The 26193-nt window shown below is 70.3% G+C and carries 16 protein-coding genes and 1 pseudogene; 6 read left to right on the forward strand and 11 right to left on the reverse strand.

Annotated features, from left to right (window positions below; genetic code table 11):
• The first annotated feature begins 30 nt into the window (after window positions 1-30).
• Window positions 31-837, forward strand: coding sequence for a lysozyme (locus tag ACZ7OO_RS00175; protein WP_471499926.1), 807 nt, complete (start codon window positions 31-33; stop codon window positions 835-837).
• 346 nt (window positions 838-1183) lie between these two features.
• On the opposite strand, the gene lon is transcribed toward ACZ7OO_RS00175, so the two are convergent.
• Window positions 1184-3598: an endopeptidase La gene (lon, locus tag ACZ7OO_RS00180; RefSeq protein ID WP_471499928.1), complete on the reverse strand. Its 2415-nt coding sequence runs from the start codon at window positions 3596-3598 to the stop codon at window positions 1184-1186.
• 249 nt (window positions 3599-3847) lie between these two features.
• Between lon and ACZ7OO_RS00185 the strand changes: the two are divergent.
• Window positions 3848-3999, forward strand: a pseudogene (locus ACZ7OO_RS00185) (GNAT family N-acetyltransferase); the annotation flags it as partial.
• 72 nt (window positions 4000-4071) lie between these two features.
• On the opposite strand, the gene ACZ7OO_RS00190 reads toward ACZ7OO_RS00185, so the two are convergent.
• Window positions 4072-4878 carry a rhomboid-like protein gene (locus tag ACZ7OO_RS00190; protein ID WP_471499930.1) on the reverse strand — a complete coding sequence of 269 codons (807 nt, stop codon included), beginning with the start codon at window positions 4876-4878 and terminating at the stop codon, window positions 4072-4074.
• A gap of 263 nt (window positions 4879-5141) precedes the next feature.
• On the opposite strand from ACZ7OO_RS00190, the gene ACZ7OO_RS00195 reads away from it, so the two are divergent.
• From ACZ7OO_RS00195 to ACZ7OO_RS00210, 4 genes are all read left to right on the forward strand, one after another.
• Complete coding sequence (locus ACZ7OO_RS00195; RefSeq protein ID WP_471501198.1) at window positions 5142-5831, forward strand: spermine/spermidine synthase domain-containing protein; 690 nt, start codon at window positions 5142-5144, stop codon at window positions 5829-5831.
• Window positions 5832-5941: 110 nt separating this feature from the next.
• Window positions 5942-6682: a response regulator transcription factor gene (locus tag ACZ7OO_RS00200; protein WP_471499932.1), complete on the forward strand. Its 741-nt coding sequence runs from the start codon at window positions 5942-5944 to the stop codon at window positions 6680-6682.
• A complete protein-coding gene (locus tag ACZ7OO_RS00205; protein ID WP_471499934.1) occupies window positions 6679-7785 on the forward strand; it encodes a HAMP domain-containing sensor histidine kinase in 1107 nt (368 codons plus the stop codon). The genes ACZ7OO_RS00200 and ACZ7OO_RS00205 overlap by 4 nt, the downstream gene beginning before the upstream one ends.
• A 326-nt stretch (window positions 7786-8111) precedes the next feature.
• The gene (locus tag ACZ7OO_RS00210) at window positions 8112-11945 is read left to right on the forward strand and encodes a multifunctional oxoglutarate decarboxylase/oxoglutarate dehydrogenase thiamine pyrophosphate-binding subunit/dihydrolipoyllysine-residue succinyltransferase subunit (protein WP_471499936.1); all 3834 of its coding nucleotides are present in this window, start codon (window positions 8112-8114) and stop codon (window positions 11943-11945) included.
• Between the two features lie 70 nt (window positions 11946-12015).
• On the opposite strand, the gene fxsT (ACZ7OO_RS00215) is transcribed toward ACZ7OO_RS00210, so the two are convergent.
• From fxsT (ACZ7OO_RS00215) to fxsA, 9 genes are all read right to left on the reverse strand, one after another.
• Entirely contained in the window at window positions 12016-15612 is a 3597-nt protein-coding gene (fxsT, locus tag ACZ7OO_RS00215) for an FxSxx-COOH system tetratricopeptide repeat protein (RefSeq protein WP_471499938.1), read from the reverse strand.
• Window positions 15609-16922 (reverse strand): CHAT domain-containing protein, encoded by a 1314-nt coding sequence (locus ACZ7OO_RS00220; RefSeq protein ID WP_471499940.1) that lies wholly within the window; start codon window positions 16920-16922, stop codon window positions 15609-15611. The genes fxsT (ACZ7OO_RS00215) and ACZ7OO_RS00220 overlap by 4 nt, the downstream gene beginning before the upstream one ends.
• On the reverse strand, window positions 16912-18723 hold the full coding sequence (locus ACZ7OO_RS00225) for a magnesium chelatase (protein WP_471499942.1): 1812 nt from the start codon (window positions 18721-18723) through the stop codon (window positions 16912-16914). The genes ACZ7OO_RS00220 and ACZ7OO_RS00225 overlap by 11 nt, the downstream gene beginning before the upstream one ends.
• A gap of 9 nt (window positions 18724-18732) precedes the next feature.
• Window positions 18733-19677, reverse strand: coding sequence for an AAA family ATPase (locus ACZ7OO_RS00230; protein WP_471499944.1), 945 nt, complete (start codon window positions 19675-19677; stop codon window positions 18733-18735).
• The gene (locus tag ACZ7OO_RS00235; RefSeq protein ID WP_471499946.1) at window positions 19674-20051 is read right to left on the reverse strand and encodes a CU044_2847 family protein; all 378 of its coding nucleotides are present in this window, start codon (window positions 20049-20051) and stop codon (window positions 19674-19676) included. Before ACZ7OO_RS00235 ends, ACZ7OO_RS00230 begins: the two co-directional genes overlap by 4 nt.
• A gap of 99 nt (window positions 20052-20150) precedes the next feature.
• Complete coding sequence (gene fxsT, locus ACZ7OO_RS00240) at window positions 20151-23162, reverse strand: FxSxx-COOH system tetratricopeptide repeat protein (protein WP_471499948.1); 3012 nt, start codon at window positions 23160-23162, stop codon at window positions 20151-20153.
• A 126-nt stretch (window positions 23163-23288) separates the two neighbouring features.
• Window positions 23289-24710 (reverse strand): aKG-HExxH-type peptide beta-hydroxylase, encoded by a 1422-nt coding sequence (locus ACZ7OO_RS00245; protein ID WP_471501200.1) that lies wholly within the window; start codon window positions 24708-24710, stop codon window positions 23289-23291.
• Window positions 24710-25864, reverse strand: a complete 1155-nt coding sequence (locus ACZ7OO_RS00250; protein ID WP_471499950.1) for an FxsB family cyclophane-forming radical SAM/SPASM peptide maturase — start codon at window positions 25862-25864, stop codon at window positions 24710-24712. Before ACZ7OO_RS00250 ends, ACZ7OO_RS00245 begins: the two co-directional genes overlap by 1 nt.
• A gap of 166 nt (window positions 25865-26030) precedes the next feature.
• The gene (gene fxsA / locus ACZ7OO_RS00255; protein ID WP_471499952.1) at window positions 26031-26183 is read right to left on the reverse strand and encodes an FxSxx-COOH cyclophane-containing RiPP peptide; all 153 of its coding nucleotides are present in this window, start codon (window positions 26181-26183) and stop codon (window positions 26031-26033) included.
• Between the last annotated feature and the right edge of the window lie 10 nt (window positions 26184-26193).

Consider the following 26193-nt stretch of genomic DNA (forward strand, 5'->3'; position numbering starts at 1 on the left):
GGACCCCACCTCACCCCACGGAGGCACGTCATGCCCGTGCACAGACCCTCCCCCACTCTCCTCACCGCACTGCTCGCGCTGCTGCTCGCGACGGTCTCCCTCACCCCGGCCCACGCCGACACGGGCACTCCCGCCCGCGGTTCGGCGTACATGGGCATCGGCGTCCTGGCCCACGACGGTCAGAGCGGTACCCCGAAGACCGGCGACGCCACCCAGACCGAGGGCGTCGACGTCTCCGGCTACCAGGGCAACGTCGCCTGGTCGACCCTGCTGAGCAGCGGGGTCAAATGGGCCTACACCAAGGCGACGGAAGGCACGTACTACACGAACCCCTACTTCTCCCAGCAGTACACCGGCTCCTACGGCGTCGGCATGATCCGCGGCGCCTACCACTTCGCGACCCCGGACACCACGAGCGGTGCCACCCAGGCCAACTACTTCGTGGACCACGGCGGCGGCTGGTCCAAGGACGGCCAGACCCTCCCCGGCGCCCTCGACATCGAGTGGAACCCGTACGGCGCCGCCTGCTACGGCAAGTCCGCGAGCGCGATGGTCAGCTGGATCGCCGACTTCCTCAACACCTACAAGGCGCGCACGGGCCGGGACGCCGTCATCTACACAGCCACCAGCTGGTGGACCGGCTGCACCGGCAACTACGGCGGATTCGCCGCCAGCAACCCGCTGTGGATCGCCCGGTACGCCTCGGACGTGGGGACGCTGCCGGCCGGCTGGTCGTACTACACGATGTGGCAGTACACCTCGTCCGGCCCCACCGTCGGCGACCACGACAAGTTCAACGGGGCCCTGGACCGGGTCGTCGCACTCGCCAACGGATAGTGCACACCGGCCCGGCCGGGGGACCGGGGGTTGCCCCCCCGGACAGACACAGCAACGGGGCCCTGGACCGGGTCGTCGCACTCGCCAACGGATAGTGCACACCGGCCCGGCCGGGGGACCGGGGGTTGCCCCCCGGACAGACACAGCAACGGGGCCCTGGACCGGGTCGTCGCACTCGCCAACGGATAGTGCACACCGGCCCGGGCCGGGGGACCGGGGGTTGCGCCCCGGACAGACACAGCAACGGGGCCCTGGACCGGGTCGTCGCACTCGCCAACGGCTGAGACAGGGCGAAGGCCCGGGCCTCCTCGCGGGGGTCCGGGCCCTCTTCGTCCGGCAGCGTCCGTCACGCCGCTACCGGAACCTCCGGCGTCGCGCCGTTCGTGGCGGGCGCGAGCGCCAGCTCCAGGACCTGGCGGACGTCGGTGACGGCGTGGACGTCGAGCTTGTCCAGCACCTCCGCCGGGACGTCGTCCAGGTCGGCCTCGTTGCGCTTGGGGATGATGACGGTCGTCACCCCGGCGCGCTGGGCGGCGAGCAGCTTCTGCTTCACGCCTCCGATGGGCAGAACCCGGCCGGTCAGCGAGACCTCACCGGTCATCGCCACGTCCGTGCGCACCAGCCGGCCGGACAGGAGGGACGCGAGAGCCGTCGTCATGGTGACGCCGGCGCTCGGGCCGTCCTTCGGGACCGCGCCGGCCGGGAAGTGGATGTGCACGCCCCGCTCCTTCAGGTCGCCGACCGGGAGCTCCAGTTCCGCGCCGTGCGAGCGCAGGAAGGACAGGGCGATCTGCGCGCTCTCCTTCATCACGTCACCCAGCTGCCCGGTGAGGGTCAGCCCCGCCGCGCCCGTCTCCGGGTCGGCCAGGGACGCCTCCACGAAGAGGACGTCTCCGCCCGCTCCGGTGACCGCCAGACCCGTCGCCACACCCGGGACCGCCGTACGGCGCTCGGCCGGGTCCTGGGCGGACTCGGGCACGTGGTGCGGCCGGCCGATCAGGGCGCGCAGGTCCTCGTCCCTGACGGTGAACGGCAGCTCCCGCTGACCCAGTTCGTGCTGGGCCGCGACCTTGCGCAGCAGCCGGGCGATCGACCGTTCCAGGTTACGGACGCCCGCCTCACGGGTGTACTCGCCGGCGAGCTTGCGCAGCGCGCTCTCGTCCAGGACGACCTCGTCCTTGTCGATGCCCGCCCGCTCCAGCTGGCGCGGAAGCAGGTGGTCACGGGCGATGACGATCTTCTCGTCCTCGGTGTAGCCGTCCAGGCGGACCAGCTCCATACGGTCGAGCAGGGCCTCCGGGATGGCCTCCAGGACGTTGGCGGTGGCGAGGAAGACGACGTCGGACAGGTCGAGTTCGACTTCCAGGTAGTGGTCGCGGAAGGTGTGGTTCTGCGCCGGGTCGAGGACTTCGAGCAGGGCGGCCGCCGGGTCGCCCCGGAAGTCGGACCCCACCTTGTCGATCTCGTCGAGCAGGACGACCGGGTTCATCGAACCGGCCTCCTTGATGGCACGGACGATCCGGCCGGGCAGCGCACCCACGTACGTACGGCGGTGACCACGGATCTCGGCCTCGTCACGGACGCCACCGAGGGCGACCCGGACGAACTTCCGCCCCATCGCGTGCGCGACGGACTCGCCGAGCGAGGTCTTGCCGACACCGGGCGGACCGACGAGCGCCAGCACGGCACCGCCACGGCGACCGCCGATGACCCCGAGCCCCCGGTCGCTACGGCGCTTGCGCACCGCCAGGTACTCGGTGATCCGCTCCTTCACGTCCTCCAGACCGGCGTGCTCGGCGTCCAGGACCGCCTTGGCGCCCTGGATGTCGTAGGCGTCCTCGGTCCTCTCGTTCCACGGCAGTTCGAGCACCGTGTCCAGCCAGGTGCGGATCCAGGAGCCCTCGGGCGACTGGTCGCTGGACCGCTCCAGCTTGTCGACCTCCTTGAGGGCGGCCTCGCGGACCTTCTCCGGCAGGTCGGCGGCCTCCACCCGGGTGCGGTAGTCGTCGGACTCCTCGCCGTCCTTCTCACCGTTCAGCTCGCGCAGCTCCTTACGGACGGCTTCGAGCTGGCGGCGCAGCAGGAACTCGCGCTGCTGCTTGTCGACGCCCTCCTGGACGTCCTTGGCGATGGTCTCGGCCACGTCCTGCTCGGCGAGATGGTCGCGCAGCTGCTGGGTGGCGAGCTTCAGTCGGGCGACCGGGTCGGCGGTCTCGAGCAGCTCGACCTTCTGGTCGGTGGTCAGGAACGGCGAGTAACCGGAGTTGTCGGCGAGCGCGGAGACGTCGTCGATGGCCTGGACACGGTCGACGACCTGCCAGGCGGCTCGCTTGCGCAGCCAGGCGGTGGCGAGGGCCTTGTACTCCTTGACCAGTTCGGTGACATGACCGGGCACCGGGTCCGGGACGTTCTCCTCGATGCGGGTGCCCTCCACCCACAGGGCGGCACCCGGGCCGGTGGTACCGGCGCCGATGCGCACCCGGTAACGGCCGCGGATCAGCGCGCCCGGGTCACCGTCGGCCAGCCGGCCGACCTGCTCAACGGTGCCGAGCACACCGGTGCTCGGGTAGCTCCCGTCGATACGCGGTACCAGCAGCACCCTGGGCTTTCCGGGCTCGGTACGGGCCGCGGCCTGGGCGGCCTCCACGGCGGCACGGACATCGGGGTCCTTGAGGTCCAGCGGGACCACCATCCCGGGCAGCACGACCTCGCCGTCGAGCGGCAGCACAGGGAGGGTGAGTGATGCGGACGTCGAAGCCATGATCTCCCCTTCGGCATTGAACTTGAGCTATGCCGACTCAATGCACATGAGCCTCTGAATGTTCCCCGGGGCGTGTTCGCTTTGAGCGATCGGGTAGTGACCTGGCGGAAACAGGAAACCGCGGAGGGAAAACAGTTGAGCCGCGCGGGTGCATTCCCCGTACGGTCGGCCGATGACCGACACAGACCTCGCGGCGACCCTGCTCGCCGCTTACGACACCGAGATGCGCGCCGTCCAGCCGAACCCGGCGCGCTGGTCGCACTACGGGCGACCCGAGCGGCGGCCCTGGCCGGGCCTACCTGCACGTGGACGCGTCGGCCGACAGCTGCCCGATCCTGAGGCGCCTGGGCTTCACGACGGTGACGACGACCACGCCGTACGTCTGGACGCCGGCCGGCTGACGTGCGCGGCGCCTGCGAGGCCGGGGGCGGGATGGTGCTCCGGGGGCGCTCGACGCGCTGGACGCCGCGCGGTTACGCGGCGGTGACACCGGCCGGGACCGGAGCCTGGTGCCGCTCCCGGTACCAGCGCCGTACCACCGGCCAGAGTGCCGTCCCGATGCCCAGCGAGATCAGATGCCCCCAGTTGGTCATCGGGTCCTCGAAGGCGATGAGGTCCTCGAGGAGGCTGTAGCCGACCAGGGCGAGCAGGGGCCAGCGCACCCAGGGGGTGAGCAGGCCGGAGAGGGCACCGATGCTGGCGGTCACGCCGAAGCTGATGCCGTAGTCGAGGCGGTGCAGGGAGGTGCCGGGGAGGTGGCCGGCCAGGACCGCGAGGCCGACCGGGACCTCGGTGGCGAGGGTGGCCAGCACATGGCCCGCCAGGAAGACGAGGATCGCCCGGGCGCCCCCTATCCGCCGCTCCAGTGCGGTCAGGACGAGCACGAAGGCGAGGGCGTACGGAGAGAGGAGGCCGCCCGCGATCCACAGCGCGCTGGCCAGCAGGACGAAGGCCGGGGTGCGGAGGAGGTGGGCGACGTCGGTACTGGAGTCCTGGTAGACGGAGTGCAGGAGGCCGGGGCTGGCGTAACCGGCGAAGAGCGAGGTCAGCGCGAGGATCACCGTGTAGGTGAAGGTGACCGGGGTGCCGGTGGGGCTGGGGAGCAACCGCCGGGGGCGCACCCGGAGGGGGCGCACCCGGAGGGCGGGGCGCGGGGTCTTCGGGGCGGCGTCCGCGACCCAGCCGCGCTGGCGGGGCACACCGTCCAGCAGGGCACCGACCTCCGCGGCCGGAAGGGGCTCGGGCGGGGGCGTCGATGCGACCCTCGCGGTCCGTTCCACGGTGAGGCGCTCCTTCCGTTTCGCTCCACCCTTCGCCGTCCCTGGAGTCGCTGTCTATGACCGAGGCCACGTGCGGAGCGATTCACAGGATTTTCTGAAGAACCATGAGGGGTTGGGAGGAACCATATGAGCCACCCGAGGCCACCGGCGGGCGCGAAGCGCCGGGCGGCCCCTCGAACGAGTGACACCCGTGCGACCGTCCGACGCCCGTAATTCGCATGGCCGCAAAGCCCTGTTGAGGCAGGATGGCCGACATGGCGGAGATGACTGGCGCGACTTCCGTGGCCGACTGCCCTCCCGTGGTCCTGGACCGGCGCGAAGGGCCGTACGGCGAGGTGGTCCTGCGCCGACACGGCGGACTGCTGCAGATCATCGCCAACGGCTGCTTCCTGATGGACACCTCCGACGGCCGTTCGGAGCGGCTGCTCGTGGACGCCGCCCGGGAGGCCCTGGACGGGCGGTCGGATCCGGCGGTGCTGATCGGCGGGCTCGGTGTCGGGTTCTCGCTCGCGCACGCCGCGCGGGATCCCCGCTGGGGGCGGATCACGGTCGTGGAGCGGGAACCCGCGGTCGTCGGCTGGCATCGGGACGGTCCGCTGTCCCCGCTCTCCGCGCGCGCGTTCGCCGATCCGCGCACGGTGATCGTCGAGGACGATCTCGTCGCGTACGTCAATGAGACTTCCGACACATTCGACGCGCTGTGCCTGGACATCGACAACGGGCCCGGCTGGACCGTCGACAAGGGCAACGAGGGCCTCTACTCGCCGGCCGGACTCACAAGCTGCGCAAGGGTGTTGAGACCGGGCGGGGTACTCGCCGTGTGGTCCGCGCAGCCCTCCGCCGAATTCGAAGAAACCTTGCGGAATGCCGGGTTCAAACAGGTGCGTACCGAAGAGATCCCGGTTGCCCGGGGCGTTCCGGACGTCGTTCACCTTGCCGTCCGCCCTGGATAGCGAGTGCGCCGCCTGTCCCCGTAATGTGCATCCCTGACGCGGATCATTCAAGCGTCAATCGCAGTCATGGGATCACCCCACTGGTTCCGGAAAGCACACAGGGGCGGGCGATGGAGCAGACACACACCTCCCACAACGGCACGGCGACGGCTACTCCGGGCGCGCAGCGCCGGGTTCTGGTCGTCGAGGACGACCCCACGATCGTCGACGCCATCGCGGCCCGCCTGCGCGCCGAGGGATTTCTCGTGCAAACGGCGGGCGACGGGCCGGCCGCCGTCGAAACCGCCGAGGCCTGGCAGCCCGATCTACTGATCCTCGACATCATGCTGCCCGGCTTCGACGGTCTGGAGGTCTGCCGTCGTGTGCAGGCCCAGCGGCCGGTGCCGGTGCTGATGCTCACCGCGCGCGACGACGAGACCGACATGCTGGTCGGCCTCGGGGTCGGCGCCGACGACTACATGACCAAGCCGTTCTCCATGCGGGAGCTGGCGGCCCGGGTGCACGTCCTGCTGCGCCGGGTGGAGCGGGCGGCCATCGCGGCCTCCACGCCCCGGTCCGGCATCCTGCGCCTCGGCGAGCTGGAGATCGACCACGCGCAGCGCCGGGTGCGGGTGCGCAGCGAGGACGTGCACCTCACGCCGACCGAGTTCGACCTGCTGGTGTGCCTGGCCAACACCCCGCGCGCGGTGCTCTCCCGTGAGCAGCTGCTCGCCGAGGTGTGGGACTGGGCGGACGCCTCGGGCACCCGCACGGTCGACAGCCACATCAAGGCGCTGCGCCGGAAGATCGGCGCCGAGCGGATCCGCACCGTGCACGGTGTGGGCTACGCGCTGGAGACACCGACGCCATGAGCGGGGGGCCGGCCGGACCGAGAGGCCCCGGGGAAGAGCCCTGGGGCGCCGTACGCCCGTTCTCGATCAAGACCAAGCTGGGCGCGCTGGTCGTCGTCTCGGTCCTGATCACCACGGGTCTCTCGATGATCGCGGTGCACACCAAGACGGAGCTGCGCTTCATCACGGTCTTCTCGATGATCGCCACACTGCTGATAACGCAGTTCGTGGCACATTCGCTCACCGCGCCGCTGGACGACATGAACGCGGTGGCCCGCTCCATCTCGCAGGGCGACTACACGCGCCGGGTGCGCGAGAACCGCCGGGACGAGCTGGGCGACCTGGCCGAGACGATCAATGTCATGGCCGACGAGCTGGAGGCCCAGGACCGCCAGCGCAAGGAGCTGGTGGCGAACGTCTCGCACGAGCTGCGCACCCCCATCGCGGGTCTGCGGGCCGTCCTCGAGAACGTCGTCGACGGCATCGCCGAGCCGGACACCGAGACCATGCGTACGGCCCTCAAGCAGACGGAACGCCTCGGGCGCCTCGTGGAGACCCTGCTGGACCTCTCCCGCCTGGACAACGGCGTCGTACCGCTGCGGCAGCGCCGCTTCGAGGTGTGGCCGTACCTCTCGGGCGTGCTGAAGGAGGCCAACATGGTCGCCGGGGCGCGCGGGGTCGCCTCGAACTCCGGCAGCCACACCCGTACGGACGTCCATCTGCACCTGGACGTCTCCCCGCCGGAGCTGACCGCGCACGCCGACCCGGAGCGCATCCACCAGGTCGTGGCGAACCTCATCGACAACGCCGTCAAGCACAGCCCGCCGCACGGCCGGGTGACCCTGAAGGCGCGGCGCGGCCTGCAGCCGGAGTCGCTGGAGCTGGAGGTGCTTGACGAGGGCCCCGGCATTCCGCGCTCGGAGTGGCACCGCGTCTTCGAGCGCTTCAACCGGGGAGCCGTACGACGCCCGCACGGGCCCGGCAGTGACGGCGGTACGGGTCTTGGCCTGGCGATCGCCCGGTGGGCGGTGGATCTGCACGGCGGCCGGATCGGCGTGGCCGAATCCGATCGGGGTTGCAGGATTATCGTCACCCTCCCGGGACTTTCATCCGTGCCAAGTTGACGTAAAGTTCGGTCCGGAGCCTCAAGATCCACCTGGGGTCCGCACGGGCGTCCGCGCAGCCGGACACGTGTGATCAGGTGCGGCCTCGGCGCCCGTCGCGACGGGCGCCGAGGTGAGGTGATCATCGGCGTGGCGGAGCCATGCCCGATGAAGTCCTCTCACAGCGGAACCACGCTTGTTTCCCGCCATTTCAAGCCCCGAAACGCAGTTTCTGATGTGACTTACACGACGATGAACCGGCCCGACCTGACCTTCACGGTCTTGGAGGCGTAGCCTTTATTCCCGCTGTCCATCACCTTGTGAAGCGGAAGAGGGCGGTTGCCGCCGTGTCGCCACAGTCCCCCAGTAACTCGAGCATCTCGACCGACGCAGACCAAGCGGGCAAGAACCCCGCAGCCGCGTTCGGACCGAACGAGTGGCTCGTCGACGAGATCTATCAGCAGTACCTACAGGACCCGAATTCGGTCGACCGCGCCTGGTGGGACTTCTTCGCCGACTACAAGCCGGGAGCGCCCGCCGCCTCGGCTCCGGCGGGTACCGCGGCCGCGGGGGCCGCGGGCACCACGACGCCCACGCAACCGCAACCGCAGGCGCAGCAGGCCGCGGCTCCGGCCGCGCCGGCGCCCACCACGCCCGCTCCCGCCGCTCAGGCGCCCGCGGCGCCCGCCCCGGCCGCTCCCAAGGCCGCAGCGCCCGCTCCGGCGCCCGCCGCTGCCGCTCCGGCTCCGGCTCCGGCCGCCGCCAAGCCGGCCGCTGCCGCCGCGAAGGCCGCGCCCGCCGCCGCTGCGCCCGAGGGTCCCGAGCTGGTCACCCTGCGTGGTCCGGCCGCGGCCGTCGCGAAGAACATGAACGCCTCGCTGGAGCTGCCGACGGCCACCTCGGTCCGCGCGGTCCCGGTGAAGCTGCTGTTCGACAACCGGATCGTCATCAACAACCACCTGAAGCGCGCCCGGGGCGGGAAGATCTCCTTCACGCACCTGATCGGCTTCGCGATGGTCCAGGCCATCAAGGCCATGCCGTCGATGAACTGGTCGTTCGGCGAGAAGGACGGCAAGCCGACCCTCGTCAAGCCGCCGCACGTCAACCTGGGCCTCGCCATCGACCTGGTGAAGCCGAACGGCGACCGCCAGCTGGTCGTCGCGGCCATCAAGAAGGCCGAGACGCTGAACTTCTTCGAGTTCTGGCAGGCCTACGAGGACATCGTCCGTCGCGCCCGCGACAACAAGCTGACGATGGACGACTTCACCGGTGTGACGGTCTCCCTGACCAACCCCGGAGGCCTCGGCACCGTCCACTCGGTCCCGCGTCTCATGCCCGGCCAGTCGGTCATCATGGGCGTCGGCTCCATGGACTACCCGGCGGAGTTCCAGGGCACCAGCCAGGACACCCTGAACAAGCTCGGCATCTCGAAGGTCATGACGCTCACGTCGACCTACGACCACCGGGTGATCCAGGGCGCCGCCTCCGGCGAGTTCCTGCGCGTGGTCGCGAACCTTCTCCTCGGCGAGAACGGCTTCTACGACGACATCTTCGAGGCGCTGCGGATCCCCTACGAGCCGGTCCGCTGGCTGCGGGACATCGACGCCTCGCACGACGACGACGTCACCAAGGCCGCCCGGGTCTTCGAGCTGATCCACTCCTACCGGGTCCGCGGCCACGTCATGGCCGACACCGACCCGCTGGAGTACAAGCAGCGCAAGCACCCCGACCTGGACATCGTCGAGCACGGCCTCACCCTGTGGGACCTGGAGCGCGAGTTCGCCGTCGGCGGCTTCGCCGGCAAGTCGATGATGAAGCTGCGCGACATCCTCGGCGTGCTGCGCGACTCGTACTGCCGCACCACCGGCATCGAGTTCATGCACATCCAGGACCCCAAGCAGCGCAAGTGGATCCAGGACCGCGTGGAGCGCCCGCACTCCAAGATGGAGCGCGAGGAGCAGCTGCGGATCCTGCGCCGCCTGAACGCGGCGGAGGCCTTCGAGACCTTCCTGCAGACGAAGTACGTCGGCCAGAAGCGCTTCTCCCTGGAGGGCGGCGAGTCCGTCATCCCGCTGCTCGACGCGGTGCTGGACTCGGCCGCCGAGTCCCGCCTCGACGAGATCATCATCGGCATGGCCCACCGCGGCCGCCTGAACGTGCTGGCGAACATCGTCGGCAAGTCGTACGCCCAGATCTTCCGCGAGTTCGAGGGCAACCTCGACCCGAAGTCGATGCACGGCTCCGGCGACGTGAAGTACCACCTGGGCGCCGAGGGCACCTTCACCGGCCTGGACGGTGAGCAGATCAAGGTCTCGCTGGCCGCCAACCCGTCCCACCTGGAGACGGTCGACCCGGTCATCGAGGGCATCGCCCGCGCCAAGCAGGACATCATCAACAAGGGCGGCACGGACTTCACGGTGCTGCCGGTGGCGATCCACGGCGACGCGGCCTTCGCGGGCCAGGGCGTGGTGGCCGAGACCCTGAACATGTCGCAGCTGCGCGGCTACCGCACCGGCGGCACGGTCCACATCGTCATCAACAACCAGGTCGGCTTCACCGCGGCCCCCGAGTCCTCGCGCTCGTCGATGTACGCGACGGACGTGGCGAGGATGATCGAGGCCCCGATCTTCCACGTCAACGGCGACGACCCGGAGGCGGTCGTCCGCGTCGCCCGGCTGGCCTTCGAGTTCCGCCAGGCGTTCAACAAGGACGTGGTGATCGACCTCATCTGCTACCGCCGCCGCGGTCACAACGAGTCGGACAACCCGGCCTTCACCCAGCCGCTGATGTACGACCTGATCGACAAGAAGCGCTCGGTGCGCAAGCTCTACACCGAGTCCCTGATCGGTCGCGGCGACATCACCCTGGAAGAGGCCGAGCAGGCCCTGCAGGACTACCAGGGCCAGCTGGAGAAGGTCTTCACGGAGGTCCGCGAGGCCACCTCGCAGCCGGCCGTCGCAGACGCCCAGGCCCCGCAGGACGGCTTCCCGATCGCCGTCCCGACAGCGATCTCCACAGAGGTCCTCAAGCGGATCGCCGAGTCCCAGGTCAACATCCCGGACTACTTCACCGTCCACCCGCGTCTGCTGCCGCAGTTGCAGCGCCGTGCGGCGATGATCGAGGACGGCACCATCGACTGGGGCATGGGCGAGACCCTGGCCATCGGCTCGCTGCTGATGGAGGGCACCCCGGTCCGGCTCTCCGGCCAGGACTCCCAGCGCGGCACCTTCGGCCAGCGTCACGCGGTCCTGATCGACCGGGAGACGGGCGCCGACTACACCCCCCTCCTGTACCTGTCCGAGGACCAGGCCCGCTACAACGTCTACAACTCGCTGCTCTCCGAGTACGCGGTGATGGGCTTCGAGTACGGCTACTCGCTCGCCCGTCCGGACGCGCTGGTGATGTGGGAGGCCCAGTTCGGCGACTTCGCCAACGGCGCCCAGTCGGTCCTCGACGAGTACATCTCGGCGGCCGAGCAGAAGTGGGGCCAGACCTCCGGCGTCACCCTCCTCCTCCCCCACGGCTACGAGGGCCAGGGCCCGGACCACTCCTCGGCCCGCATCGAGCGCTACCTCCAGCTGTGCGCGCAGAACAACATGACGGTGGCCATGCCCACCCTCCCCTCGAACTACTTCCACCTCCTGCGGTGGCAGGTGCACAACCCGCACCACAAGCCGCTGGTCGTCTTCACCCCGAAGTCGATGCTGCGCCTCAAGGCGGCGGCCTCGAAGGCGGAGGAGTTCACGAGCGGGCAGTTCCGCCCGGTCATCGGCGACACCTCGGTCGACCCGAACGCGGTCCGCAAGGTCGTCTTCTGCACCGGCAAGGTCTACTACGACCTGGAGGCCGAGCGGCAGAAGCGGGGTGTCACGGACACGGCGATCATCCGCCTCGAGCGCCTGTACCCGCTGCCGGGTGCGGAGCTCCAGGCCGAGGTCAACAAGTACCCGAACGCCGAGAAGTACCTGTGGACCCAGGAGGAGCCGGCGAACCAGGGCGCCTGGCCGTTCATCGCCCTCAACCTGATCGACCACCTGGACCTGGCGGTCGGCGCGGACATCCCGGCCGGCGAACGCCTGCGCCGCATCTCCCGCCCGCACAGCTCCTCCCCGGCCGTCGGTTCCGCGAAGCGGCACCAGGCGGAGCAGGAGCAGTTGGTGCGTGAGGTGTTCGAGGCGTAGGTCTCGCGACGCACAAGCCGGAGGGTCCGGTCCCCGTTGCGGGGGGGCCGGGCCTTTCGGCGTACGGGCTTCAGCTGGCCTGGGGTTCGAAGTCCCAGTACGGGCGGTTGCGGGCCCGGGCGGAGATGGTGTGGACGTGCTGGGGGCCCAGGGCGAAGGCCAGGCCCGACAGCGCCTCCTGCTCGACCTGCTCGGCCTGTTGGCGGAGGCGCACTCCGCGCAGGTCAGCCGCGTAGGCGACGTGGGCGGACAGGGTCAGCGGGTGGGTGCGGCCGAGGGTCCCGGTGGCGCGGGCGAGGGTGGTCCTGCTCAGTTCCGCGGCGGACTCGGTCTCCCCGACGAGGTTGCGCAGCGCTGAGGCGTTGATGGCGCAGCCCAGGGTGTAGGGGTGGCTCTCGCCGACGGCCTCGGTCATGTCGGCCAGGGCCTGCTCGATCAGTCTGCGGGCGTGCCCGCGCTCTCCGACGTTGCGCAGGATCAGGGCCTGGTTCGCCCGGGCGCCGATGATGAACGGGTGCCCCTCCGGGAGCAGTTGCTCGTACTGAGAGAGCGCGAACTCGCTGGTTTCGCGGGCCAGGTCGATGTCCCCGTGCTCGCGGTTGAAGCAGCTGTGGCTAACGGCCGCGGACAGTGTACGGAGATTGCTCTCGCCCAGTTTGCGCTCGTACCCCTCCAACACCCGGGTGAGCAGTACCCCCGCCTCGGCACGGTCACCGTTGCGAAGCCGGCACAGCGCCAGGTTGTGCTCGGCGCGCAACGCGTCCGGATTGCCCTTGCCGGCGACCATCTGGTACTCGCGGACGTTCCGCAGCTGAATGGACTCGGCCTCCGTGTAGCGGCCCAGCAGCCTCAGGTCGATGGAGTAGGAGACCTCGGAGAACAGTGTCAACAGATGCCGGCCCGTCAGCACTGAGCGCCGTTGTTCCAGGGTCTTCTGGTCGGCCCTCCGGGCGTCTTCGTACCTGCCGAGCAACCGATGTACGAAGCCCAGGTTGTTCAGGGCGTTGAGAGTTCGGGAGTCCTGGTCGCCCACGAGCTCCCGGTAGGCAGGGTAGAGCCACTCGTACAGTTCCAGAGCCTCGCCGTAGCGGGCTTGGCCCCACAAGTCGGCCCCCAGCCCGTTGGCCGCCCGCAGATAGTCCAAGTCCAGGCCCGGCTCCCCGCGCTCCCGGCGCAGGTGCTCCATGGACGCCCGGTCCAGTCTCTCGGTCTCCGCGAACCGCCCCGCCCCACGCAGCAGGTTGGCGTAGTGGTATGTCACTTCCCAGACCCGCGGATGCGACTCGCCCAGCAGCTCGCGCCAGACCTCAAGGGCCTCGCGCCCGAGTTCGACGCCTTCCGCGTACTCGCCGGCGAACCACATGTAGCGCAGCGAGTTGAGCACCAGGTTCTGCACCCTGGGCTCCTTGCTGCGCACACCGTCCGCATGCCACAGATGGGGCACGATCTCCGCGTACGTGCTCCAGTTCCGAGTGTCGGTCGGACGGCCGGGGTCGGCCTCGGCCAGTGCGCGCCGCACCACATCCCCGTACGAACGCAGTTGGTCCGCTGTCATGTCCTGGTGGACGATCAGATGGACCATCCGGTGCATGTACACCGAATCTCCGGACCGGAGTGACTCGTCGGACAGCGGTTCGTGCATCTCCAGACGTACCACGGAATACTGCCGCAGTTGGTTGATGGCCTTGTTCCAGAGCAAGGGGTCGTCGAACAGCCCGACGAGGTGCTCAGGCAAGTCATCGTGCGACATCGCCCGCAGCATGCCCACCGGGATGAAGCCCGGCGAGAAGAACGTGCACAGCCGGAGGAGATCGACCGACTCCGGGACGGTCTCGTGCAGCTTGTTCAACAGGATCGACCATGCGGTTCGAAAGGCCACCGGGAAGTCCTGGGACACCTCGACGACGTCGTCGTAAAGGCCGTCCTCCAGCAGTGCGATGTACTCGTCGACGGACAGGCCGGAGTCATTCAGCCAGCCGGCGGTCTGGTCCAGGAGCAAGGGCAGGTCTTCCAACGCCTCGGCGAGTCGGTCGGCCTCCGTCCAGGTCAATCGGGGCGCGCGGCGGCGGAGGAAGGCGACCGACTCGTCCCGCGTGTAGACGGACACGTCCAGGAGGCCGCTGTTGTGCTCGCCCCACTCGGGAGAGAGAGAGGTAATGATCAGATGTCCGGGGCCGGTCGGGACCAGGTCCGAGATCTGGTCCGGTTCGTTCGCGCCGTCCAGGATCAGCAGCCAGCGGGAGAACGGCTCGCCCCTGCGCAGCGCCTCCCGCACCGCGCGCAGCCGCTCCCCGTACTCGTCACCCGTGGACAGACCGAGTTTCGGTGCGAGTTCGGCCAGCAGACGGCGGTAGGTCACCCTGCTCTCCGCGTTGACCCACCACACCACGTCGTACTCGGAGCCGAACCGGTACACGTACTCGGCGGCCAGCTGGGTTTTACCCACCCCTGACATGCCGAAGAGGGTGAGGACCCCTGCACCTGGCGCGCTCTCCTGCAACATGCGGTGGGCGTCGTCGATGAGTGACTCGCGGCCGGTGAAGCGGGTGTTGCGGCGCGGCACACCGCCCCACACCTCGGGCATCGCGGCGGGGAAGCGGGAGCCGTCGGCCGGCTCGGGCAGTGGTGCGGTGGGCAGGTCCAGCCGGTCCAGCAGGCGCCGTTCCGCCTCGTCGGCGCCCGTGTTGGTCAGGTCGACCGGTGCCAGTACGGCGACGGCGGCGGGGACGGCCGTGTTGGTGACAGAGACGGCGGCAAACTTGGCGGGGTCCGGCGCGACGACCTCGCCCAGTGCCGCGTTCCACTCCTCGAAGGTTCGGGAGCCGAGCTGGAAGTACCGCTCACTGACCAGGATCAGGATCCGGCCCTCCGCGAGCGCGAGGCCGCGCAGCAGGTCGACCAGGGTCTCCTCCGCCTTGGAGTCCCACCGTACGTAGGAGACCCGGATACCCCGCCGCTCCAGCCTGTCCCCGATCCACGCCGCCCAGGCCCGGTTGAACCCGGCGAAGCTGATCGTGACCATGTCGCGTCCAGCCTGTACGTCTCGTTCGGCCCGTCGGGGCGGCGAGGGCGCTTTTGGCAGAACCTCACCGCCGGACTGTTCGTTAGCCCCGTCCCCTCCGAGCAGGCGTGACAGCACTCCGCGGAAGCCGCGCCGGTCCCGGTCACCTGACGGTGTCCTCGGCCCTTCCTCCTCGAACCGGATCGCCGGCTGTTCCCGGACCGGCCGAGCCTTCGGTACTCGGTCGGGCTCACGTCCCTGGATCTCCGAGCGCAGTTCCACCTTGCGCACTGGCACGCCCCACTGGTTGCTGATCGTCAGCCAGAGCGACGCCGTCCCCGGCTCGCTCCCCGTCGACACGGCGAAACGTGCCGGGCCGTATGTGCCACCGAACCGGTGGAGTACGACGACGGGTTCGTCGAGGGCGGCGCACACAAAGAGCGAGGCGCCCTCCAGGGCGACCGAGAAGGTGAACTCCTCGTCCGACCAAGGCCAGTTCGGCTCTGTGCCATCCCCGGCCTGGAGCGGACCGCGCAGGTCGACGGTGACCAGGTAGTCGCAGTCGGTCTCGGCCTCGCGCGGCCACGCGACGACAGGCTCGATCAGCAGGGGAGCCTCGTCGGCGCCCAGGGCTTCCGTACCCTCCTGTGCGGCGCGGCCGTTCATCCTCCTCCGATGCTCCGTCCTTCGTCGTGGTCGACGAGTCGCAGCGTGGTGAGCGGGTGCCCGTAGTAGTGGAACATGAAGGCGTAGAGGAGGCGTAGCACCCGCTTCTGACCGAGGGCGTCGACCTCTCCGTCGTCGTTGCGGACGTTCGGGATGGCGGCCAGGCCGCCGAACTCCTGCACGGCGTCGGCCCGGAACGCCTTCAGCTTCTCGGTGAGCGGCTGCTGCGAGCTGGCGGTGACCTCTCGTACCAGACGGTGCACCATCGCCCGCGCTTCCGGATCCCCGATCGCTCCCGCCGTGACGATGCAGCCACCCGCCCCCTTGCGCAGGAACAGTTCGGCGAACCCCCGTAACGCCTCCTCGCCCTGCGCCCTGTTGTCGACGAAGCGGCCGGAGTGGCAGGCGTTGAGACAGACCAGGGAGTGGTCCCTGCGCAGCAGGTACATCTGCTCGCCGTTGAACTCGGCCCAGGTCCGTCCCGCCAGTTGCAGTCGGGTGACGGTGTGGCCGTACTCGCCGTGGCAGCCCATGTAGACGAGGCCGGTCCGGTCCGTGCCGGCGTCGAGGGCCCTGAGGAACGGGGTGATCTCCTTGTGCGGCCGTGGGACGTAGGGCTTGAGGGCGATGTGATCGCGTTCCATGTCCCGGTGCAGATAGGCGAGGACGCCACCTTGGAACGCGCCGGTCTCGCGCGGCAGGTCGTACCCGGTGTCGTAGACGGTGGTCCACCGCGAAACCGCGACCAGGGCGCCCAGCAGGCCTCCCGTCAGGCCGAGTTCCGGTTCGTCGGGCAGCCGGAAGAGCTCCCACGGCAGTTCGTACCCGGTGTCGTCCCAGATGATGAGGCGCAGCTGCGCCCCGTACCGTCCCCGGGCCTGATTGATCCAGTGGGCGAGCGCTCGCTGGTTGTCCGACCAGTGCAGGACGGCCCGCAGGACCTCCGAGGGGAACTCGCCGTCGCCGCGCCTGAGGGTGCCGAGGCTGACGCCGGGGGCGGTCAGCCGGGTCGGTCCGGGCGCACAGCTGACCTTGAGCGAGCCGCACCAGCCATGCAGCCGGTATCCGTCCCGGCCATCACGGGTGTGGCTGCGCTGCACCCGCAGGAGTGCGAAGCTCTCCGGCAGCCGGACGCCCGGCCGGGCGTCCGTCCTGCCGAGTCCGGCCGTCGGCTCCTCGGACCGGCGCAGATGCAGCACGGAGGTGTTCTCCCGGCGCACCGCCGCCTTCAGCCCCGGCAGTCCGACACGGCGTACGGCGCTGCCGGCCTCCGCCATCCAGCGGGGGGCACGCGGCTGTTCACCGATCATCCCGGTCCCCCTCGTCGTGCAGGAGGGCGCGCCCCTCGACCACCATCCCGCCCAGCGCGTCGGCAAGCCGGCCCGGCAGATGCCCGTAGGCCGCCGGGGCCGGGTCCACCACGGCCGTGTGCACCCGGGTCCGGTCCATGGACGCGATCCGCCTCGCCGTCTCCAGAGCGTCCGTGATGCCGGCCGCGCCCACCTCGCACGGGGGCCGCTCGCCGTGGCTGACGCTCAGCGGAACGTTGCCCCGGCCGTCGGTGACCACGACCACCCAGGCCTCGGCGAGCCCGTTGCCGTGCTGGCGGAAGGCCCGCCGCAGCACCCGAAAGGCCTCCTCGATGCCATGGGCGAGCGGGGTGGCCCGGCCCGACTGCCGGTACAGGGAAGCGAGTACGCGCGGGTCCAGGACGCTGCGGGCCGAGAAGGACTCAGCTCGCAGTTCGTCGGCGGCCCACGCGCCGCCGACCTCGATCGTCTGTACGGCGGCCCGTTCGGTGTAGGCCCATTGCAGGAACGGGGTCAGCGCGTCCTGCCAGTCCCAGTCGTCGTCCCGGCAGGTGTGGTCCAGGACCAGCACCAGCATGCGTTCGGGGGCACCGGCCCGGACATGGCTGTGCAGGTCGACCGGCGAGATGGTGAACCGTTCGGTGCGGCGCAGTCGTTGGTGCACGGCGGCTTCGCGGACCGTACGAACATGAGCGAGGTCGCGCAGGTTCCCGGCGCGCCGGGTGCCGATGACCGCGCCGCGCGCCGAGGCGGGGCCCACAGACCGCTGCCAGGGGCTGCGCAACGGCGCGAAGTCGCGGAGCTCCTCCGACACGTCCTCCGGGAAGGGGGTGGCGAGTACGACGGGGGTGCCGTCGGGAGTCCTGCCGATCGGCTCCGCGGGCTCCGTTTCGAGGAGCGGCAGCGCCGGCAGGGTGGGTTCTCGCCCCGGAACGCCCTCGTCGGCGGTGCTGCGCGGTGGCGAGGTGCGGAGCCGTCCGGTCGGCGGCGGGGGCGCGCTCGGGCCGAGGTCCGGGGAGGTGAGCCGCGGGGTGTCCGGCACCGTCAGGCCCATCAGCCGGGCCGCCGCGTCGCAGTGTGCGGGCCCCGCCGTGCGCTCGCCGTGCAGCGCCGCGACGGCACGGGCGAGGCGGGCCAGGGCGAGTTCTCTGCGGACACTGAAGGCGGGGCCGAGGAGTGTGCGTACGCGGTCGAGAGCATCGTCGGTCACCGTCACGGAGGGTGCGGCATCGCAGGCGACTGCGCCTGCGTCCGGCAATGGAAGCGTGAGACCGGCCACGGACAGCCGTACGGCGAACCTGTCCAACAGGTGGGGGCTGAGTCGTCCGGCGTCGACGGACGGACAGGCCGCCAGCCAGCGGGCCCGGGGGCGGGCCGTGTGACTCAGACCGGTGTGCTCGACCACGGCCACGTCGGCGCCCAGCAGTTGTACGGCCGCGCGCATGCCGGCGACGCTGAGCCGGGCCAGATCGGGCACCACGACCAGGGGTGGCGGTCCTGAGCGGCCGTCGCCCTCTATCAGCGGCCCCGGCTCGATGCGGAAGGTGACGCCGTCGCGTGCGCGGTGGAGCCGGGCGCGGGTCCAGAGGTCCTCGTCGCGACCGCTCGCGCCCAGCATGACCGAGGCCCCGGTGCCTCCCAGGATGCCGGCGAAGAGGCGTGCGACCGGATCGATCAGCCGGGGTTCCAGGTCGAAGAGGAGGACGCCGGACAGCGCGGGGTCGGAGGCAGCGCAGGTCAGCGCGAGGGTGAGCCTCGCAGTGAGGTCGTCCGGATCCGCGCGGATCCCGTCGGTGGCCATGGTCCGCCCTCAGCCCGTCCCGAAGAGGTCCCCGAACTGGGCGTCGTCGTCGGGCCCCCAGTCGAACACGGCACCGTGCACCGTTTCCGGTCTGCGGTGCCTCAGCGCCATGGGCAGGACCCTCCGCAGGTGTTCGGGCCCGACCTCGTCCGCTCCCTCCAGCGCTGCCAGGGCACGGGCTGCCAGCATCGCGACGATCTCGCCACGCTGCCCGACGGCGTCCACCCGCTCCGCCGCCGCGGCGCACAGCCGCAGGACCTCGTCGGGCACGTGGACGTACGGCGCCCGGCTGCGGGCCGCCCTCAGACGCTCCTTGACGTCCGTGTCGGCCTTCTCGGCCACGGCCAGCCAGTCGGACTTCTCCTTGGTCAGTTCCTGATCGAAGTCGAGCACGGTCCGGAGCATGCGCCTACGGGCGTCCGCGTCCAGCTGCCCGGCGATGACCATCAGACCGAAGCGGTCGAGCAGTTGGGGCCGTAGCCCGCCCTCCTCCGGGTTCATGGTGCCGACCAGACCGAACGAGAGGTGCTTCGCGGTGTCGAGGCCCTCGCGCTGTACGGACAGCACCCCGGTGGAGACGACGTCGAGGATGATGTTGACCAGGTGGTCGTCGAGGAGGTTGACCTCGTCCACGTACAGCAGCCCCTTGCCGTCCGCCTCCTCCAGCAGGCCCGGCTGCGGGCGGGCCTCGCCGCGGATCAGCGCGTCGAGGTCCCAGCCGCCGAGGACGCGGTCGTCAGTAGCGTTGATGGGCAGCGTGACCGGGAGTTCGCCGTGCGCCATCAGCGCGAATGCCCGGACGAGCGTGGATTTGGCGGTGCCGCGCGGGCCCGCGATCAGCACCCCGCCGATGCGCGGCACGATGTGGTTGAGCTGGAGTGCCAGCTTCAGCTCCTCCTGCCCCACGACCCGCGCGTACGGCAGGATGTGGACGGCTTTCGCGGCCCGGCTCATGAAGCGGCTCCCGCTCCGGTGCGCCACCGGAAGGTGACCTGGAGCTGGGCCTCCGCCCCGCTCCTGACCAGGGCGGCTACTCCGGCGTCCACCTTGATCGCGAGCTGAATCTCGATCTCGTCGGGCCGGGCTTCCTCACCCAGTTCCCCGAACCGCCGGACCGCCTGGGTGGCACACCGGCGGGCCAGGTCGAGAGCATCGGTGTAGGCGTCACGGGCGACCTGGACAACACGCTGGGCGGGTCCGTCCCGGGTGGCCTCGTCGCCGTAGACCAGGTCGAGATCGTCGTGGGAGGCCGGCCGCAGCTCAGTCTCGACCTCGATGGGTATGGGTCCGTCCGCGCCGTCCGGCTCGGGCCCGACCAGGATCACCACACGTCCCCCTGAATGAACTCACGTGTGTCGCAGGCATGTTGGACCCGACTCCTTCCCCGGCGGGCGGAGTTTATGCGCGCCGGGGAAGCGCCGCGGGCGTCAGGTGGCCTGGGGTTCGAAGTCCCAGTACGGGCGGTTGCGGGCGCGGGCGGAGATGGTGTGGACGTGCTGCTTGCCCAGGGTGGACTCCAGGTCGGCCAGGGCTTCCTGCTCGGCCTTCTCGGCCTGCTGGCGGGAGCGCAGTCCACGCAGGTCGGCCGCGTAGGCGACACGGGCGGACAGGGTGAGTGGGTGGGTGCGGCCGAGGGTCTCGGTGGCCCGTGCGATGGTGATCCTGCTCAGCTCGGCGGCGGACTCCGTCTCGCCGACGAGGTTGCGCAGGGCGGAGGCGTTGATGGCGCAGCCGAGGGTGTAGGGGTGGCTCTCGCCGACGGCCTCGGCCATGTCCGCCAGTGCCTGCTCGATCAGGACGTGTGCGGCGTCCCGCTCGCCGACGTTGCGCAGGACGAGCGCCTGGTTCGCCCGGGCGCCGATGATGAACGGGTGCCCCCCCGGCAGCAGCTCCTCGTACCGGGTCAGCACGGATTCGCTGGTCTCGCGGGCCAGGTCGATGTCACCGTGTTCGCGGTTGAAGCAGCTGTGGCTGACGGCAGCTGACACAGTATGGAGGTTGGTTTCGCCCAGCATGCGTTCGTAACCCTCCAGCACCTTGGTGAGCAGCGCCCCCGCCGAGGTGCGGTCCCCGCTGCGCAACTGGCAGAGGGCCAAGTTGTGTTCGGCCCGCAGCACGTCGGGGGTTCCCTTGCCCCCGACGTACCCGTACTCGCGTACGTTCTTGGCCTGAATGGACTCGGCTTCCGCGTAGCGGCCCAGCAGTCTCAGGTCGATGGAGTAGGACACCTCGGAGAAGAGCGTCATGAGGTGGCGGCCCGTCAGCACCAAACGGCGCGCCTCCAGCGTCTCCTGGTCGGCCTTCCTGGCCTCCTCGTACCGGCCGAGCAGCCGCAGGGTGTAACCCTTGTTGTTCAGGGCGCTGAGGGTCCGGGAGTCCTGCTCGCCGACGAGCCTCCGATAGGCCGGGTACAGCCAGTTGTCCAGCTCAAGCGCCTCTTCGTAGCGACCCAGTTCGCGCAGGTCGGCCCCGAGGCCGTTGGCCGCGCGAAGGTGGTCCAGGTCCGCGTCGCCGCGCTCTCGGCGCAAGTCCTCCATGGCCGCCCGGTCGATCACCTCGGTCTCCGCGAACCGCCCGGCCGACCGCAGCAGGTTGGCGTAGTGATGCGTGGCCTCCCAGACCCGCGGATGCGATTCGCCGAGCAGTTCGCGCCACGCGTTGACGGTCCTCCTGCCGAGTTTCCAGCCCGAGGTGTACTCACCCGCCCACCACATGTACCGCAGGCAGTTGAGGACGAGGAGCTGGACCCTGCGGTCCGTGCTGTTGAGGACATCGGCGTACTTCAGATGCGGCACGAGCTCCGCGTACGCCTGCCAGTTGCGGGTGTCGGTCGGACGCCCGGGGTCCGCCTCGGCCAGTGCCCGCCGTACCACGTCGATGAACTCCCGCCGGCTCTCCTCAGGCATGTCCTTGCCGACGATCTGGTGGACCATCCGGTGCAGGTACACCGACTCACCGGGGGACGGAGTCTCCTCCGAACCGACCTCGTGGGACTCCAGCCGGACCACGGAGTACTGCCGCAACTGGTTGATCGCCTTGTTCCACAGCAGCGGATCGTCGAACAGGCTGATCAACTGCTCCGGGAGGTCGTCGTTCGACATCTCCCTCAGCATGCGTACCGGGATAAAGCCCGGCGCGAAGAAGGTGCACAGGCGCAGCAGGTCGACCGACGCCGGCACGGTCTCGCGGAGCTTGTTCAGCAGTATCGCCCACGCGGTCTGGAAGGCCAGCGGGAAGTCCGCAGAGACCTTGACGACGTCCGGGTCGACTCCGTCCTCCAGCAGGGCGATGTAGTCGTCGACGGAGAGATCGGAGTCGTTGAGCCAGCCCGCCGTCTGGTCCAGCAGCAACGGCAGATCCTCCAGCGCCTCGGCGAGCTGGTCGGACTCCTGCTCGGTCAGCCGAGGCGCGCGGCGCCTGATGAAGGCGACCGACTCGTCACGGTCGTAGACGTTCACTTCCAGCAGCTTGCTGTTGTGCTCGCCCCACTCCGGGTTGCGGGAGGTGATGATCACATGCCCCGGGCCGGTGGGTACCAGGTCCCAGACCTGGTCGGGCTCGTCGGCACCGTCCAGGATGAGCAGCCAGCGGGAGTAGGGGTTGCCCCGGCGGAGGGAGTCCCGGACAGCGCGGAGGCGCTCGCCGTACTCGTCGCCCGTGGACAGCTTCAGCTTTGGAGCGAGTTCGGCCAGGACGCGGCGATAGGTGACACGGCTCTCGGCGTTGACCCACCACACCACGTCGTACTCGGAACCGAACCGGTAGACGTACTCGGCGGCCAGCTGGGTCTTGCCCACCCCGGGCATGCCGTGCAGCGTGAGGACGCCCGCGCCCTGCTCGCTGCCCTGGAGCAGGTGGTACGCGTCGTTCAGCAGCGGCTCGCGGCCCGTGAAGCGGGTGTTGCGCCGCGGCACAGCACCCCACACCTCGGGCATCGCGGCGGGGAACCGCGGTCCGCGGCGCTTGCCGTCGGCCGGCTCGGGCAGTGGCGCGGTGGGCAGGTCCAGCCGGTCCAGCAGACGCCGTTCCGCCTCGTCCTCGCCCATGTTGGTCAGGTCGACCGGACCCAGCACCGCGATGGCCGAGGGCACGGGCGTGTTGGTGACCGAGACCGCCGCGAACTTGGACGGATCCGGCCCGACCACCTCGCCCAGTGCCGCGTTCCACTCCTCGAAGCTCCGGGGGCCCAGCTGGAAGTACCGCTCACTGACCAGGATCAGGATCCGGCCCTCCGCGAGCGCGAGGCCGCGCAGCAGGTCGACCAGGGTCTCCTCCGCCGGGGAGTCCCACCGTACGTAGGAGACCCGGATACCCCGCCGCTCCAGCCTGTCCCCGATCCACGCCGCCCAGGCCCGGTTGAACCCGGCGAAGCTGATCGTGACCGTCTGCCTCGCGGCCCCCCTCTCGGTCGGCCTGTCCGGCGTACCAGTTTCAGACATGCGACGGCCTCCACGCGTAGTCATAAAATCCTAGAACCTCGGTGCGGCTCTAGGGAGTCCGGCGACTTCGAAACCAACACTTCGGCTCGTCGATCTTTACGCAGCGGGGCCTGGTAAGTCGTCATTTCAGCGCGATTCGCTACGAGGCTGCCGCTGTGTCCACAGCGCACGCACCGCCTTCACGTACGCCTGCGCGCGCGCCGTGTGCCCCCGGGGCGCAGGATGCGCGGCGAGCCGTTCATGGGCGGCGGCCATCTCGTCCACGAACCGCCGGCCCACCGCCGTGAGGTCCGAGGAGGCGACCAGCGCGGGCAGCGCGGCCCCGACCTGGGCGTGGTAGCGCGCGTATTGCGCCCATGCGCTCTCGCTCCGCGCCGACTCCACCGTGAGCGCCCGGCGCTGGAAGAAGTCCGCGAGCGCGAGATGAGAGTACGCACCCTGCAACAGTCCGTCGTACGGCCTCGGGTCCGGGCGCCAGGGGGCGAAGTACCGGGCCGCCGGTCCCGCCCGGTGCAGCTCCACCATCTCGCTCAGCGCCGCCAGTTTGGTGTGCTGGAGTTCGTGGACGAGGGTCGCGGCGAAGGCCACCGCGGTCGCCGGAGCGCTGCTGAGCAACGCCCCGAACGCCTCGCGCCGGGTTCCGCTGCAACTGCCCCTGCCGTCCGCGCCCGGCGGCATCTCCAGCGGGATCAGACAGCGCAGCAGCGCGAGCGCCTCCGTGAGCCGGCCCTCGCCGCCCGTGCGGAGTGCGGCGGCCGTGCCGGACCAGCTGTGCAGCCACCGCTTGCGTTCGGCGTCGTCCGGGCCCGCCGGGCCGCTGAGCGCGTACTGGTCAGGTTCGCGTGGTGGGACGCGGTAGGGGTCGAGGTCGTCCAGAGGCATGAGCGCGGCACCGGGGACCAGGCCCGGGAGCGCGTATGACGTCGTCCAGGCGAGCGAACCGGACCATGCGCCGTTGTCGTTCTCCAGGAACACGGTCACCTGATCGAGCGTCATCCGGCCCTGACTGTACGTCACGTGAACCCTTGCGTCGCCGCCCTCCGCCATGCGCAGCGCGCCGAGCGACGGCAGGACCAGAATGCCATCGCGGGCCGTCAGGTCTACGGCGAACGGAATACCGGCGCGAGCCGCGGCCACCGCCGCCACGGCGCTGAAGTAGGCCAGGTCGAGGGCGACTTCGCGGTGCTGTGCGTCGGTCGGCGGGCCGGTGCGCGGGTCGAGGCCGGTCAGGCAGCGGCGGGCCCAGGGACCGAGCAACGGATGGCCGAGCCTGGTCCGCGCCGGGGAGCTGGGGGCAGCCGCCCGAGCCGGGGAGTCCGGGCCGGCGGACCGGTCCGCCTCCGCCAGCAACGCCCAGTCCTCCCTCAGCCGCGCTTTCGCCGTCGGCGGGCAGAGCGCCGGGTCCGCGTCCTCCGCCGCGTCCAGCACCGCGCGCACCAGGAGCAGCCGCCGGGTGTCCTGGTCCCGGACCAGCAGGCCGAGCGTGTCCACGCCGCCCTGCGTGCGCCCGAGTTCGGCGAGGGCCGCCTCCGGGACCGCCGGAAATATCACGGGGTGCCCCCTTCACGAGAGGCCGACGCCGGTGCCGCGTCCGTGGCGAGCCGGCCGGCCACATGCCGGATGAAACGCTCCAGGTCGGCGCAGTACACCGAGGGATTGCGAAAGCCGTGCCCGGCCCGGTACCGGTGGGCGTAGTGGCCGCCGCCGCACACGGCCAGCAGCGGGCAGGACCGGCAGTCGTCGGCGAGGGCCGCGGGGCCCGCCTGCCGTGCGGCGACCCCTGGGTGCCGTAACGCCTCGTCGAAAGCGTGCCGGAAGACGTCAAGACCCGTCCGCGCGGCACCCTCGTACGCCGACTTCAGCGAGTCGACCTGCTCGATCGACCCGTCCGTCTCCACGACGAGCGCGTCGAAGGGGGCCAGTCCAAGGGATTCGGTGGCTGCCGGCAGCCCCAGCAGCAGGGCCAGACACTCCTCGAAGAGCCGCACCCGGGTCTCCCGCCGCCCGGCCGACCACCAGCGGTCGAAGACAGCGCAGAGCCAGTCGCCATAACGGATGCCCTTCCCGTGTGGCGGAGGGGAAGACCAGTTGCCGTGCGGGAGGAGCAGGTCCAGTGCCGGCGGGCCGAGTTCGAGCAGGGAGTCGTAGGTCTCCACCGGGTCCAGCGTGGGGTCGACGACGGTCAGGAGGCCGGCGTACGACTCCGGGAAGCGGTCGGCGAGCAGTCGCGCCCCGCGTACCGCGGCGGGCCAGGACGGGCGGCCGGCGTGGTCGACCCGGCGCGCGTTGTGCTCGGCGCGGCCGCCGTCGAGGCTGATGCCGATCTGGATGCCGTGCCGGGCCAGGACGCTCAGCCGGTCCTCGGTGAGGAGGGTGGCGTTGGTCTGGACGGTGGGGCGGACCGTGCAGCCCGCGGGCACGCGCGCGCGTACGGCCTCGGTGAAGCGGGCGAGGGTGTCGGCGCCCGCCAGCAGGGGTTCCCCACCGTGCAGGACCAGGGAGACCGTGGTCAGGGCATGGGTACGGGCGTGTTCGCCGATACGGTCGGCGGTGCGGTCCAGGACGGCGGGCGGGGCGGTGGCGGGGCGGGTGCGCCAGGTGCGGTCCGGGCCCTCGTAGAGGTAGCAGTAGGTGCAGGCCAGGTTACAGCGGCCGTGCACCTTCACGATGAACTGGCGGAAAGGGTCACCGGTCGTAGACACTCCAGCACCCCCATGCCGTACACCTTTCCACCCGTATCAGGCCGCATTCCCGGTCGGTGACCGGACGCAAACCCGACGCGATTGAACTCGCCCTTTTCTGATTCCATTTGACCGAACGTGAGCGCCCTGTACTGCGTCATCTGGCTCACAGCGCGCTCTGTGACGTTCACATCGCGTTGTTGAAGCCCCAGAGCATCTCGCTCGGCCGCTCCGCCCGTTCGCGCAGTCCCTCCAGCACCTCGCGCAGGACGGGATGCTGAACGGTCCTCAGCTCCTCCAGGTCCAAGTCCAGCAACTCCGGCAACGGCTCGTCCGTCATGTCCCCGTTC

It is taken from the genome of Streptomyces sp. NPDC111744 (assembly GCF_055634995.1).

Excerpts from the sequence above, each read along its gene's own strand:
- ACZ7OO_RS00175 (WP_471499926.1), top strand. The coding sequence starts at position 31 with ATGCCCGTGCACAGACCCTCCCCCACTCTCCTCACCGCACTGCTCGCG.
- lon (WP_471499928.1), bottom strand. The coding sequence starts at position 3,598 with ATGGCTTCGACGTCCGCATCACTCACCCTCCCTGTGCTGCCGCTCGAC.
- ACZ7OO_RS00195 (WP_471501198.1), top strand. The coding sequence starts at position 5,142 with ATGACTGGCGCGACTTCCGTGGCCGACTGCCCTCCCGTGGTCCTGGAC.
- ACZ7OO_RS00200 (WP_471499932.1), top strand. The coding sequence starts at position 5,942 with ATGGAGCAGACACACACCTCCCACAACGGCACGGCGACGGCTACTCCG.
- ACZ7OO_RS00205 (WP_471499934.1), top strand. The coding sequence starts at position 6,679 with ATGAGCGGGGGGCCGGCCGGACCGAGAGGCCCCGGGGAAGAGCCCTGG.
- fxsT (WP_471499938.1), bottom strand. The coding sequence starts at position 15,612 with ATGAACGGCCGCGCCGCACAGGAGGGTACGGAAGCCCTGGGCGCCGAC.
- ACZ7OO_RS00220 (WP_471499940.1), bottom strand. The coding sequence starts at position 16,922 with ATGATCGGTGAACAGCCGCGTGCCCCCCGCTGGATGGCGGAGGCCGGC.
- ACZ7OO_RS00225 (WP_471499942.1), bottom strand. The coding sequence starts at position 18,723 with ATGGCCACCGACGGGATCCGCGCGGATCCGGACGACCTCACTGCGAGG.
- ACZ7OO_RS00230 (WP_471499944.1), bottom strand. The coding sequence starts at position 19,677 with ATGAGCCGGGCCGCGAAAGCCGTCCACATCCTGCCGTACGCGCGGGTC.
- fxsT (WP_471499948.1), bottom strand. The coding sequence starts at position 23,162 with ATGTCTGAAACTGGTACGCCGGACAGGCCGACCGAGAGGGGGGCCGCG.
- fxsA (WP_471499952.1), bottom strand. The coding sequence starts at position 26,183 with ATGACGGACGAGCCGTTGCCGGAGTTGCTGGACTTGGACCTGGAGGAG.